Source organism: Micromonospora sp. NPDC049089 (assembly GCF_040648775.1).
Lineage (GTDB): Bacteria > Actinomycetota > Actinomycetes > Mycobacteriales > Micromonosporaceae > Micromonospora.
In genome coordinates, this window is record NZ_JBEZEH010000021.1 from 34596 (window position 1) to 47737 (window position 13142).

Here is a 13142-nt window from a genome sequence, read left to right on the forward strand (position 1 = left end):
CGTCGTCACCTCCCCTCGGTGAGGATCGCGAACACCACCGGCTCGTCGACGCCGCGTACCGCGGTGACGAAGGCCGCCACCCGCAGCTCGCCGGCCCCGAACACCGTCCAGCCGGGACGCGGCGAGGGCAGCAGGGTCAGCGGTCCGCCGGGCTGGCCGCCGGACTTCTGCACACACTCCAGCGCCGTCCAGACCCGCGTCGCGGCCGTGTCGGCGTCCTCACCGGTGTCCGCGGCAACGAGCCGGGCCAGGCCGGCGTGCTCGCCGAGCAGGCCGTCCCACACCGCGTCGTCGCGGTGGAGCACCGTTTCGACGTCGCAACCGAGGGCGCCGGTCGCGGTCACCGCCAGCGTCAGCCGCGCGCCGTGCGCCACGGACAGCGTCCGCCCGCCCGCGATCTCCGGGCGGCCGTCGGGGCGGTAGGTCACCTCGACCGGCTCGCCGGTCGAACGCCGCGCCGCGATCCGCGACCGGGCCCGCCGCACGGCCAGGTGCCCGCCCGGCTGGTCGGTCGCCTCGGTCGGGCCGTCCGGCTCGACCGCCACGGCCACCTGCGCGCCGAGGACGTCGCCCAGCGCCCGCTCCAGGTACGGCCCGAGTAGCGGCGCCACCCAGGGGCCGCGACCGTCCTGCTTGCGCACGGCACGCAGTCGCAGTCCCTCCCAGCGCTCCACGACCTCGCCGGCGGTGGTCCGCAGGACGGCGTCGTAGACGTAGGTGTCGCCGTCGCGGCTACGCTCGGTGGCGCAGTAGCGCAGCTCACCCCGGCCGGTCAGCTTCTCCCCCGCCGGGTGGATCCGCTCCACTCCGGTCGGCAGCAGCGTGGCGTCCGGTACGCAGACCTGGTTGCCGTGCATCAGCGCGTCCCGCACACCGGGGTCACCGAGCAGCAGGCGGTCTGGCACGAACCGGGCGAACCAGTCGACGTCGTCGAGTGCCTCCACCTCGACGTCGACGTGGCGGGCGGCGGCCCGCCGGTAGCGGCGCAGCCGCTGGAACCGGTCACCCTGGAACAGCACGTCGCCGTACAGATCGTCGGCCGGTGACATCGACAGCGGGGCGATCTCGTCGCAGACCTGGTCGGGCGGGCCGTCGGGGGCCACCAAGTCGGTGAAGCGCATCGTCGCGGTGAAGTGATCGGCGGCGAAGCCCGTCTCCTCGCTGCGGATGGCGACCTGGACGGTGTCGTCGTCGGTCACCGCCGCGGCCACCCGGATCCGGCTGCGGCCGTACGGCGGGACGATGATCGGCCGGAGGAACTCTGCCCGCTCGATGACCGGCACCCGTCCGTCGCCGGTGACCGCACCGGCCACCTGGGCCATCGCCTCCATGCCGAACACCGCCGGGAAGAGCAGGTTGCCGTCGAGGAGGTGGTCGGCCAGGTAGAGGTCGGTACCGACGTTGAGGTCGACCTCGGTGATCAGCTCCACGCCGTGGTACCGGATCAACGGCCGTTCCACGAACCGCAGCAGCGGCAGCTCCGGCAGGTCGTAGCGGACCGTGTCGATGCCCTCGGTGCGGCCGCTGATCACCACAGTGCCGGGCGCGTCCGGGTCGGCCAGCAGCCGGCGCAGGATCGCGATGCCCTGGTCCGGCGTGACCGGGGTGACCCCGTCGCGGGTGAGGGACTCGATCACGGAGAGCCGTTCGCCCATGCCGACACCCGACCAGACCGACCACTCGAGGCAGACAGCCCGGCATCCCGGGTGCCGTCGGCCGAACTCCTCGGTGGTCTCGGCCAGCCAGTCGTTGGCGGTGGCGTAGTGCGCCTCGCCGCGCAGCCCGGCGCGGCCGATGATGCTGCCCAGGGTCACCAGCAGCTTGAGCCGGTCCGGGTCGACCGCTTCCAGGGTGGCCTGCAGGCCGTCGACTTTCGGCGCGAGCGTGGCCCGGAAGTCCGCCAGGTCCAGCCTGGCCAGCGAGGCTGGCTCGTTACGGCCGGCACCGTGCAGGACCGCGGTGACCGGACCGAGCTGCGCGGTGAGTTCGGCGACGGCACGACGTACCTGGTCGGCGTCGGTGATGTCGGCGCGGGCGTAGCGGACCGTCACCCCGGCCTCGGCGATCCGGGCCAGGTTGGCCGCCAGCTCGGTGTCGGACGCCGGGTCGGAACGGCCGAGCAGGGCCAGGCTCGCCCCGCTGTCGGTGGCCATGGCGAGCGCGCACTCGGCGGTGATGCCCTTGCCGCCGCCGGTGACCAGCAGCACGTCGTCCGCGCCGAGCGCGGGACGGGGCCGGGCGGCACGCACCGGCATGGCGCGCAGCGTCGGCACCCGGCGTACGCCGGAGGTGTCGTAGTGCACCTCGCGGTAGTCGGCGGTGCCCGCCACCTCGGTCACCACCCGGTCCACCACTGCCGCGTCGTCGGAAAGGTGAACGATGGTGACCCGGGCGTGGGGCGCCTCCAGGCGGAGGGTCTTGGCCAGGCCGGCCGCGCCGCGACCGTGCTGGACCAGCACGTACCTGGTGCCAGGGGCACCGCCAAGGACCTCCCGGGCCCCGGTCAGCGCCAGGTCGAGCGCCTCCTCCGGGCAGGGGTCGGGCAGGCAGACCAGCACCCCGTCGCCGAGGTTCGCCCGCTGCAGGGCGGTGGCCAACCGGTCGGCCCAGGGGTGTCCGGGTGCGGCGTGCACCCGCCACCGGCCGGTCTCCTCGGGAGCCACCCGCGCGGGCGCGGGCAGCTCGTCCAGGTCCAGCCGCCAGGGCCGGGCCCAGGCGGCGGCTCCGGCCACCGACGGCTCGGTCACCGACCCGGCCTGCCCAGCCGTACCGGCCAACTCGTCCAACGCCTCGGCCAGCTCCCGAACGGTGGCAGTGGCGAAGTTGGTGGGCAGCGCCGCGGTCGGCACCCCCATCCGCTGGGCGAGGTCGTTGACCACCTGGCCGACGGTGATCGAGCTGAGGTGCAGGTCGTCCAGGAGGTGGCTGTCCGGCTGCACCGTCTCCAGCGGGAGTTCCGCCCGCTCAGCGGCCAACTGGCGCAGCTGTTCCTCGGCGGACTCGCCGAGGAGGTCCGCGACAGTCGGCTCGGCGGGCCGGGCGGCCGGCGTGAGCGCCGCCGCGGCGGTGGCCTCCGGCAGCAGCAGCGGCGGCGCCTCCTCACACGGGCTGGCCAGGAAGGAGAACCGCTGGCCGATCTGGAGCGGCCGGATCAGCCGGCCGTGGAACAGCCCGCTGTCCACCGGTGCCGCACCGACCACGTACGCCGCGCCGACCACCTTGAGCAGACTGGCGATCGACTCCTCGTCGGTGTCCAGGGCGACCGCTGGTACGTCGGTGGTCCGGGACGCCAGCCCGGTCAGTACCCGGCCCGGCCCGACCTCGACGAACAGGTCGACGTCCTTCGCGGCGAGGGTGACAGCCAGGGTGAACAGCACCGGGTCGGTGATCTGGCGGCTCAGCAGGGCGGGCACGTCGGTGTCGGCCGGCAGCACGTCGCCGGTGACAGTGGAGACCAGCCGCCGGTCCAGCGGCCGGAACGGCTCGTCGGCCAGCGCCGCACCGAACGCCGAGGCCGCCGGGGCCACCAGCGGCGAGTGGAACGCGTGCGAGACGGACAGGACGGAGGCGTTCAGCCCCGCGTCCGACGCCCTCCGGCACGCAGCCTTGACCGCGTCCTCCGCACCGGCGATCACGGTGTGGTCGGGGCTGTTGTAGCCGGCGATCACCACCGGCAGGTCGGCGATCAGCGGGTCGACGGCCTCCGGCGCGGCACCGAGGCTGGCCATCGTGCCGGAGGCGCTGTGCCGGGCCATGGTCTGGCCCCGCACGGCGGCGATACGCAGCAGGCCCGCCTCGTCGATCGCGCCGGCCCAGTGCAGCGCGGAGATCTCGCCCAGGCTGTGACCGACCGCCACGGCGGCCTCGATGCCGAGCGTGGTCAACGCCCGCAGGCCCGCGGCGGAGCCGGTAACGATGCGCGGCTGGGCCACCTCGGTGGCCACCACGTCGCCGCCGGTGGGCAGGTTCGCCCGCTGGTACACCTCCTCCGCCTCGGCGAACCGGCGACGCAGCGCGCCGCCGCTGACGCCCCGTCCGGAGCCCTGGCCGGGAAAGAGGAAGCCGATCCGTCCCGGCCCGCTGACGTGGCCGACCAGGCAGCGGCCGTCGGCGGAGAACATCCGGGTCTCCCCGGCCTCCACCGAGTCGCGTACCTTGCGCAGCCGCCGCTCGGCGTCCTCGGGCGAGGAGACGACCACGGCCGCCCGGAAGGGCTGCTCGCGCAGCTCACCGTGCAGGGTCGCGGCCAGGTCGGCGAGCTGGGCGTACGCCAGGGACGGCACGAACTCGATCAGCTGGTCCAGCCGCTGCACCAGATCATTCGGAGTCGGCGCGTCGACCACCAGCAGTTCGGCGTCCTGGAGGCCGGTGGCCAGCGCGCGCGTACGGGTGTCCAGTGTCGACCGGCGGCGTGAACGGGAGTTGTCCAGGACGATGTGGGTGTTGATGCCGCCGAACCCCATCGCGGTGATCCCCGCGCGAACCGGTGTGTCAGCGGGCCAGGCCTCCGCCCGGCGCAGTGCCCGCAGCGCGGGGGTGCCCTCGCTGATCAGCGCGTGCGGGTCGACGCAGCCGATGGCGGGCGGCAGCACCTCCTGGTGCACCGCCATCGCGGCCTTGATCAGGCCGGCCACTCCGGCGGCTGCCTTGGTATGACCGATCATTCCCTTCACCGAGCCGATCGCGGCTGGCGGCGCCGTCGGGTCCGCCTCGGCGCGGGCGAGCGACAGCGCCTCCAACTCGGTCGCGTCGCCGACCTTGGTGCCGGTGCCGTGGCCCTCGAACAGCCCGACGGTCTCGATGCCGAAGCCCGTGCGCTCGTACGCGCGGCGCAGCGCCAGCTGGTAGCCGTTGATCTCGGGCCGGGTGATGCCGCCCTTGCCGTCGGAGGAGATGCCCCAGCCTGCGATCGAGGCGTAGATGCGGTGCCCTCCGGCGCGGGCCTCGTCCTCCCGCATCAGCACCACCATGCCGCAGCCCTCGCCCGGCCAGAAGCCGTTTGAGGAGCGGTCGTAGACCCGCATCTCGCCGGTGGCCAGCGCACCGGTCTTGGCGAAGCCGATGATCTCGAACGGGTCGATGGAAAGGTCGACGCCGCCGGCGACCGCGACGTCCACGTCGCCGTCGATCAGCGTCTTGCAGGCGGTGGCCACCGACAGCAGCGACGAGGAGCAGGCACCGTCGACTGTGTATCCGCCACCGTTGAAGTCGAAGTGGTTGCAGATCCGCCCGGCGATGGTGTTCGACAGGGCGCCGGCCAGGGTGTCCTCGTCGATCTCCGGGAACGGACTCTTGAAGGTGGCCTCGAAGCCGTCCAGGAAGGTGGCGAGCTGGTCGTCGTCCCAGTCCTGCTCCTTGAGCGCCGCGCCGACCATCCGCCGCACGTACGGCCAGCGGAGGCGGAGCTGATTCGCGCGGGAGAACTCACCGGTGAGGCTGTTGCCGATGACCACGCCGGTCCGCTCCCGGGGCAGCCCTTCGGCCATCGGGAAGCCGGCGTCGGCCAGCGCGGCGGCGGCGACGTCCAGCGCCAACCAGTGGGTGAGGTCGGTGGAGCGGAAGGTGCTGCCGGCGATCTTGTAGGCCACCCGGTCGAACTCGTACCCTTCGATGACCGCCGCGTTGCGCGAGTAGAACCGGTCCGGGGTCTTCGGATCGGCGTCCCAGTAGTCGTCCAGCTTCAACCGCACGTCGGGCAGCCGCCGGAAGGCCCGCCGGCCAGCCAGTGCGTTCTCCCACAACTCCCGCGGAGACGTGGCGTCGGGATATCGGCACGCCATGCCCACCACAGCGATTCTTGTCATACTGACTACGCCCTTCCTCAAACGCCCGGCGCAGCACGGAACAATTCGCGCACGGTCTTCGGTGAATGAAGCAAATCAACTATTCCGAATCGGCACGAGCGCGTTCCTGATCCGTTGCCGCCACACTTCGTACGCGGGGAAGCCGTTCGCCGGGGCCACCCCGATCCGGGTGTCGTCGGTGACCGCCGAAGCGTCCCGCGTGGACAACCCGCACAGCACCCGGGTGGCCACCTCGTTGTGCGGCACCGTCAGGCCGGCGCGTACCCGGGCCCCGGCCGCGAAGGCCGACCCCTGGGCCAGGTCGCCCCGGTACGACCCGGACAGCTCGCGCAGCCGCTCCAGCCCCGCCTCGTCAGCGCCGCCGGCATAGGTGGCGGCCAGCCCGGCACCGGCCCACAGATCCGCTCGACGCCGCTCCGGGAACCCGGCGAACAGGCGGGCCAGCCGGTCCGGATCGGCCCCGACCACGAACCAGGAGGCTCGGCCGACGCCCTGGTCGATCGCACGCACCGCGTACCTGCCCGGGTCGTCGCCGGGCCAGGAGAAGGTTTCCTCGCGGTAGCGCTGCTCGATGTAGCGTCCGGTGCGGAAGTACGCCTGGTGGAAGCCGTAGCCGTCCAGCACCAGCCAGCGCAGCAGCGGGTCCGGCGCGTACAGCCGGAACCAGAGGAACCGGGGCAGGCGGGCCATCGCCCAGCCCACACCGACGTACGCCATGTAGACGTGCGGGTCACCGGGGCCGGCGAGGAACTCGGCCACCCGCCCGCCCCGCCCGGGCAGCGCGTCGCGGATGCTCAGGCCCATGGCCGCGCCTTCGTAGGCGAAGCCGCGCCAGGTGGGCGCCAACCGCTCCAGCGGCGCCACGACGTCGGCCACGACGCGGGCCTCCGCGGCCTCGCCGAAGCCGGCGAGGAAGGACCCGCCGACGGTCTCCAAGCGCTCACGCGTCGCCTCGTCCTTGACGTGGAAGCCCCGGACGTCACACCTCGTCTGGGAGATGTCCGGGGTAAGGACACGCCGTCGCAGCCTTCGCCAAGCTCTCATCAGCACCCCCAGGGCAATAGATATGTCGCCAATATTCGCAGCCCGGGCGAGGACATTCTTCTTCTTTGTTGCGGCGCTTTTCACCGACCTCGGGCAGGCAGGGGCCGCGCCCGGAAAATGGGCGTAAAAACGGGTAGCGGGAATCGCTACGACACGCGCGTGGTGGGCACCGGGAAATGAGCGCGGATGCGGCGGCGCCACACTTCGTAGTCCGGTTCGGCGTCGTCGGCGAAGCTGTCGACCGCGACGTCGTCGGCCAGGGCGGCGGCGGCCTCGACCGACATGCCGGCCAGTGCCGTCAGCGCGACCTCGGTGTGCGCCGGCTGGAACCCGGAGAAGTGCCGGGCCTTCGCCGCGAAGACCGCGCCCTGCGCCAGGTGCGCGTGGTCCTCTCCGGCGGCGTCCACCAGCGAGCGCAGGCTGCCGAGGTCGGCGCCGCCGGCGAACGTGGCCGCCAGGCCGACACCGCTCCACAGGTCCGCCTGCCGGGCCGGCGCGAATCGCCGCACCGCCGCGGCGACGTCCGCCGCGCCGGCCCCGTGGATGAACCAGAGCGCCCGGCCGATGCCCTGGTCGACGGCGCGCGGGAAGTAGTCCGCCCGCCCCTGCCAGGGGTACGCGGGCAGCAACTCCTGCCGGGTCACCCACCGCTCGGTCTCGAAGTACGCCCGGTCGAAGCCGTAGCCGTCGACGGCCAGCCAGCTCATCGTCGGGTAGTAGGGGGTGCCGGCCAGATCCGGCAGCACACCCTTCCACAGTGGGCGTGGCAGGCGGGCCATGGCGAACCCGATGCCGATGTAGGTCAGGAAGGTGTGCGGCCGGCCCGGACCGGCGAGCAGCTCCCGGGCTCGGTGACGGCGTGGTCCCGGCATCGCGTCGATGACGGTGAGCGCCATCGCGGCGCCCTCGTACGCGAAGCCGCGCATCTCCGGTTCGACCAGTTCCAGACGACGTTCCAGCTCCCACTGGTCGCGCATGTCGATGCCCCACTCGAACCCGCAGATCACCGCCTGCGGAATCGCCTCGAGCCGGCGGGTCACCGGGCCGGGCGTCACGGGGAAGCCGCGGCGGGCGAAGGTCGTCTCCGCCAGTGACGGCGTCAGGACCAGCCGCCGTATCGAACCCACTGTCGTCGGCATCGTCGTCCTCCTCACGGCCCGGCGACGTGCCGCGGCCGGCGTACCCATCGTCGTACGCCGGCCGCGTCTCGCGCGCCTTCGTTCATGCGCTCCCGGTCACCGTCAGCGTCGCCCCGCCCGGATCCGGGGCCGGCGCAGCAGCACGACGGCCACGACCACGACCAGCAGCAGGTCCAGCACGAGGAGGCCCACGCTGAGCGGGTCGTCGGCACCGTGTTGGTGCCCACCGGGCCCGACCGAGGGGGCGTCGGCGGCCACCGACACGGGCGGCCCGCCAGCGGCCACTGTGAACCGGGTCGTGCCGCTCAGTTGCCGTCCGTCGGTCAGGAGAACGTGGTACGCGGCCAGGTACGCCCCGGCGGTCTGAACACTGACGGGCAGCACCAACCGCTGCTCCTCCAGCTTCGCCGGGCCGGCCGCTATCGAACGGCTCTGACCGGCCGGCGCGACGGCCAGATGGAACTCCCTCGCTCGCACCGTGCCCTCGAAGGTGACCACCACCTCGGCCGGCGGACCGGCCACTGTCGCACCGTCCGCCGGCGTCACCGCGGCGACCCGGGCGGTCGGCTTGTCGGTGAGTGCCGCCAGCGCCACCACCGCGCAGACCACAATGGCGAGGAGGTACCCGAACCAGCGGGACCCGGGCCCCGAACGCGCTGCTTCCGGCGCCGTCACGGCATGCTGGGCGCCACGGTAAACCGTGGGGCGCAGCGGCAGGTCATCAGCGCGGACTCGGCCCGGTTCGGCCGTAGGTGCAGGATGATCGCGATCACCATCGGCAGGAACACCACGGTGTTGTAGAACAGGTGGAGCTCGACCCGGGGCAGGACCAGCTGCAACATGCTGGTGGGAACCGAACGGCCGAAGAAGAACGTGCCGGTCTGAGCCTGCACGAAGAGCATCAGGTGCTCGATGTGGTGCCAGAACTGGATCCCGAAGGCGACCATCCACCAGGTGCGTGACCGGCCCACGAAACCGCCGCGCAGCAGCCACAGGCCGACCAGCATCACCAGCGCGTACGCGTAGTGCAGCCATTCGGAGGTGACCAGCCAGGGGAAGTACAGACCGAGCACTCCGCGCGCCTGCGGCACGGGCCAGCCCAGTGCCCAGATCTGGAACGCCTGCGTGAGGTGCTCGGCCCAGTGCGCCAGCACCACGACCATGAACAGGTTCAGCGCGGTACGGTGGTGGGCACCGTTCCACCAGTTGGTCGGGCCGACCCTCCCGGTTCGCGCCGCATCAACACTCATCCTGGCCTCCAGTCGCCGTAGCGGTCGCCGTCCGAGCCCTGCGGACGGCATCCCCTCCCACCCTTCCGGATCGCGGCGCATCGTCTTACTTCCACAATGCTCAGTTGGCGCCGGACCCGCCTCGTCCGCCGCCGCTTCCATGTCCGCAGCCTTTGCTCTGCACCCGCGGATGCGCCACCCGGCGGCCGGGCGGCACGTCCGGATGCGGGGCGGTGGTCAGCCGTGGCGCTGGGGCGGCGGCCCGGTCACCGGATCGGCCACCTGCCGGGCGCCGACCAGGGAAGCCGCCGACCAGGCAGCCCAGGCCGCGGCGTCGACCAGCGAAGCGTCCTCCGGGTGGTGGCGGCGGAACTCCTGGACCACCTCCGCGTCGACCTGGTACGAGGCGACCGCGGTGAGCAGCGCCAACCGCGCTGCGGCTCGATCCGCCGGTGCCAGGTCGGCGATCAGGCGCTCGCACCAGTCGGTGCTGATTCCGGTGTCCCTCCCCCGCCACCCCGAGAGATGCCCGGTGACCAGGTCGCGTACCTCCGGGGAGAGCGCGCGGTCACCGGCGGCGCGGAAGACCTGGTCGGCCCGGCCCACCGCGGCGGCCACCGCCGGCCGGGGCGCCGCCCAGGCGGTGGCCGCGCGCAGCGGCGCGGCGGGCAGCAGGCCCGAGGCCCGGCCCGGCTCGCGCGGCTCCCGCAGGGTGGGACGCAGGACCCGGCTGATTCCCTGCTTGAGTCGGCGACGGGACCACGGAGCAAGGCCCGGCGGCAGCAGGAAGTTCGCCAGGAAAACGTTCACCATGCGGGTCAGGTAATGAAAGGCGACGACCACCCCGATCAGTTCCGCGCGGTCTGCCGGGGACAGCCCGGCGGGCGGCGGCGCGGCGTCGTCGGACTGGTGTGCGGTACGCGCCCACTCCGCCGCGACGCGCAGCTCCGGCTCGGTGATGTCCTGCATCCGGTCGCCGGCGACCGCCTCGGCGGCGTGCTCGCCGGACAGGTCGTACATGCCGACGGTGTGCATGTCGGCGCAGTACGGGCAGGTGTTCGCCACCGACACCGCCGCGGCGACGGCCTCCTTGGTGGCCCGGTCCACCGGCCCCACCGTGACCAGGGGTTCACGTGTCAGCGCCCAGTACGCGGCCAGAACGTCCGGTGCCGGAGAGTGCATCAACGCGGGCGGCACCACGAGCCGCATCTCGTCGGCCACCTGCGCGTACACCTCGGCGACCAGTCCGTTGGCCGACCCGGGCGAAACCGGGGACACGTACCTGACCTGCCGACGCACCATTGAGGACGCTACTCGCCCGGCGACCATGTCCGTCCTCCATCCGTCGTCGTGTTCCCGGTCAGTATCAGCGGGCGGCGGTCGCTTGGAGTGGGGCCGACCGGTCCAGCGCACGACCGGAGAAGCCCCGCACAGAACCTGGGGTTTTCCTCCAGATTCGGGGGTTCCGTGCGAGCGCAACGACGAAGATGCGGTCCCCGTCGTGCTGCCGTCACGATGTGGGAAAGCGATCCGTGAGCGGTGTCCGGTGGGTCACCGCCGCGGGTCCGGCACGACGGCCACGGCACTGACCGGCCCGGCGGGCACCTCCTCCGGTCGCGCGTCCGCCAGTCGGACGACCCGTACCGGCGCGCCGACCACGGACAGGAGGCGATGCGGTGCAGCCCGACGAATCCGAGCGCAATCCGGATCGGACCCTCGTGCTAGAGGCGTTCGCGGACACCATCATTCCCGGCGAGAAACGGTTTCCCGGGGACCGCAGCGTGGCCGGGGTGTCAGCCGGCGGTGGTGCGGTGGCGGCCGGTGCGGTCGAGCTTCTCGAGAACCCGGCCGGCGGTCTGGCCGAAGGGCTGGACTCCCTGGTGTTCTCCCTCAACGATCACGCACGGGAGTACGCGGCCGGCCGCGACCTGACGCTGGACCCGACGGTGCCGCCGTTCGTGGCACTGCCGTTCGACCACCGCACCGCCCTGGTCGCGGACCTCACCCAACCGGATCACCCGGAAAAGCAGATGTGGGTGGGCCTGGCCCTGTTCAGCAACATGGCCTTCGACAGCGCCGCGCACCTCAGCACACCCGCCGCGCTGGCCGCCGGCCACCCGGGTCTGCTCACCATCGGCTACGAACAGCCGCAGGCCGACGGCATCTGGCGGTTCGAGTCCTTCTCCTACGGCCGGCAACTGGCCGACCTCCACCCCGACACGACGGCGACGGGCAGCCCCGCATGACCAGCATCGAATCGACCGACGTTCTCATCATCGGCAGCGGCTTCGGCGGGGCCATCCCCGCGTACCACCTCGCTGCGGGCGGTGCCCGCGTGACCGTCCTGGAGCGCGGCCCGTGGCTGCGCGGCGAGGAGTTCGACCACGACTTCCTGCTCGGCTCGTCGTACACCCGGGTCTTCGACTTCGTGGTCGGCGACGGCATGAGCGTGCTCGGCGGCAACTGTGTCGGCGGCGGAAGCGTTGTCTACTTCGCCACCATGCCGCGCGCGCCGCGCTTCGTCTTCGAGCGACAAGGCAGCATCGGCCGCCGGATGTGGCCCAGCTCGATCAGCCGGGACGCCCTCGAACCCTGGTACGACCGGGTCGCCGAGGCACTGCCGATCACCCGGCAGACCTGGGACAAGATCCCGTACGCCGGTGGTCTGTTCGGCGCGGCCTGTCGGCACGCCGGGCGCACCGCCAACCCGGCGCCGTCCGCCGTCGACGTGGACATGTGCACCAACTGCAACTGGATGATGTCCGGCTGCCGGTTCGACGCCAAGCGATCGCTGCTGCTGAACTACCTGCCGGCGGCGCTCGCCCACGGCGCGGAGATCCGGCCGCTGCACGAGGTGCAGCAGATCTCCCGTAACGACGACGGCGGCTACCGGGTGCACTACCGGATCGTGGACGGCGAGGACTACCGGATCCTGCACGACGAAGGTGCCATCGACGCGAAGCTCGTCATCGTCGCGGCGGGTGCCGGTGCCACACCGGTGATCCTGCAACGGTCGGAGCCCGGGCTGGGCACCATGCCGCACGCGGTGGGGCGCTACTTCTCCGGCAACGGGGAGCGACTGAACACCGCCGTCTTCGACGAGGACCGGATCCGAGACGTGCTCGGGCTGTCCCGACCGGACGGGCGGGCCTACGAGGCCTACCAGATCGGGCGCGGCCCGACGGTGGCCAGTTGGGACCGGCTCGACGGCAACCTGCCCGAGTTCGAGCGCTACTCACTGGAGCAGCTCTACTTCCCGCCGGGGTTGGGCACCATCCTGGCGCAGGCACCCGACGCCAGCGGCCCGACCTGGTTCGGGGTGGACAAGAAGGAGATGCTGCGCCGCTGGCAGTCCTGGCTGACGATCTTCATCATGTCCGAGGACGACAACGAGGGCGTCTTCGGACCACCGCCGGAGACCGGCAACGCGCACCGCTTCTCCCAGCAGATGCTGGGGCACGGTCCACTGAGCTACAAGCCCACCGCGAACACCCGGCGGGGCTGGTCACTGGCCGACGCCGACATCAAGGACATCCTGGAACGCGACGGGCTGGCCCGGGTCGAGCCGTGGACGAACGACCTGGTCGGCGCGTACACGGTGCACCCGTTGGCGTCCTGCCGGATCGGCGACGACCCGGCCACCTCGGCGCTGGACGACCGGCACGAGCTGCGCGGACACCCCGGAATCTTCGTCACCGACGGATCGGCGGTCCCCGGTGCGCTCACGGTGAACCCGGCGTTCACGATCGCCGCCCTCGCCGAACGCGCCATGCCGGGCATCATTCGGGCCGCGCAGGAGCGTGGGGTCTCCGTCACCTACGGGGCGCCATCGCCGGACGGCGAGACCGCCGGCCGCCGGGCGGTGTTCGCCCGCTGAACCGTCGGGCGTCGGCCGGCCGGGCCGAGCACGTCCGCAGCCTCCGTAA

8 protein-coding genes are annotated in these 13142 nt (G+C 72.5%); 2 read left to right on the forward strand and 6 right to left on the reverse strand.

The window, feature by feature from the left end; genetic code table 11:
- Positions 1–5 precede the first annotated feature (5 nt).
- The 6 genes from AB0B48_RS06345 to AB0B48_RS06370 form a co-directional block, all read right to left on the reverse strand.
- Positions 6–5804: a type I polyketide synthase gene (locus tag AB0B48_RS06345; RefSeq protein WP_357196717.1), complete on the reverse strand. Its 5799-nt coding sequence runs from the start codon at positions 5802–5804 to the stop codon at positions 6–8.
- Positions 5805–5879: 75 nt separating this feature from the next.
- Positions 5880–6848, reverse strand: coding sequence for a DUF1702 family protein (locus tag AB0B48_RS06350; RefSeq protein ID WP_357196720.1), 969 nt, complete (start codon positions 6846–6848; stop codon positions 5880–5882).
- A gap of 146 nt (positions 6849–6994) precedes the next feature.
- Positions 6995–7987: a DUF1702 family protein gene (locus tag AB0B48_RS06355; RefSeq protein WP_357196723.1), complete on the reverse strand. Its 993-nt coding sequence runs from the start codon at positions 7985–7987 to the stop codon at positions 6995–6997.
- Positions 7988–8089: 102 nt separating this feature from the next.
- On the reverse strand, positions 8090–8662 hold the full coding sequence (locus AB0B48_RS06360; RefSeq protein ID WP_357196726.1) for a copper resistance CopC family protein: 573 nt from the start codon (positions 8660–8662) through the stop codon (positions 8090–8092).
- The gene (locus AB0B48_RS06365; protein ID WP_357196729.1) at positions 8659–9237 is read right to left on the reverse strand and encodes a hypothetical protein; all 579 of its coding nucleotides are present in this window, start codon (positions 9235–9237) and stop codon (positions 8659–8661) included. Before AB0B48_RS06365 ends, AB0B48_RS06360 begins: the two co-directional genes overlap by 4 nt.
- Positions 9238–9453: 216 nt before the next feature.
- Positions 9454–10518, reverse strand: a complete 1065-nt coding sequence (locus AB0B48_RS06370; protein WP_357196732.1) for a carboxymuconolactone decarboxylase family protein — start codon at positions 10516–10518, stop codon at positions 9454–9456.
- A 374-nt stretch (positions 10519–10892) separates the two neighbouring features.
- On the opposite strand from AB0B48_RS06370, the gene AB0B48_RS06375 reads away from it, so the two are divergent.
- Positions 10893–11462, forward strand: a complete 570-nt coding sequence (locus AB0B48_RS06375; RefSeq protein WP_357196735.1) for a DUF5987 family protein — start codon at positions 10893–10895, stop codon at positions 11460–11462.
- Positions 11459–13093, forward strand: coding sequence for a GMC family oxidoreductase (locus AB0B48_RS06380; protein WP_357196738.1), 1635 nt, complete (start codon positions 11459–11461; stop codon positions 13091–13093). Before AB0B48_RS06375 ends, AB0B48_RS06380 begins: the two co-directional genes overlap by 4 nt.
- Positions 13094–13142: the final 49 nt, after the last annotated feature.

Coding starts and splice junctions, on each gene's coding strand:
- AB0B48_RS06345 (WP_357196717.1), bottom strand. CDS start 5,804: ATGACAAGAATCGCTGTGGTGGGCATGGCGTGCCGATATCCCGACGCC.
- AB0B48_RS06355 (WP_357196723.1), bottom strand. CDS start 7,987: ATGCCGACGACAGTGGGTTCGATACGGCGGCTGGTCCTGACGCCGTCA.
- AB0B48_RS06370 (WP_357196732.1), bottom strand. CDS start 10,518: ATGGTGCGTCGGCAGGTCAGGTACGTGTCCCCGGTTTCGCCCGGGTCG.
- AB0B48_RS06380 (WP_357196738.1), top strand. CDS start 11,459: ATGACCAGCATCGAATCGACCGACGTTCTCATCATCGGCAGCGGCTTC.
- AB0B48_RS06350 (WP_357196720.1), bottom strand. CDS start 6,848: ATGAGAGCTTGGCGAAGGCTGCGACGGCGTGTCCTTACCCCGGACATC.
- AB0B48_RS06365 (WP_357196729.1), bottom strand. CDS start 9,237: ATGAGTGTTGATGCGGCGCGAACCGGGAGGGTCGGCCCGACCAACTGG.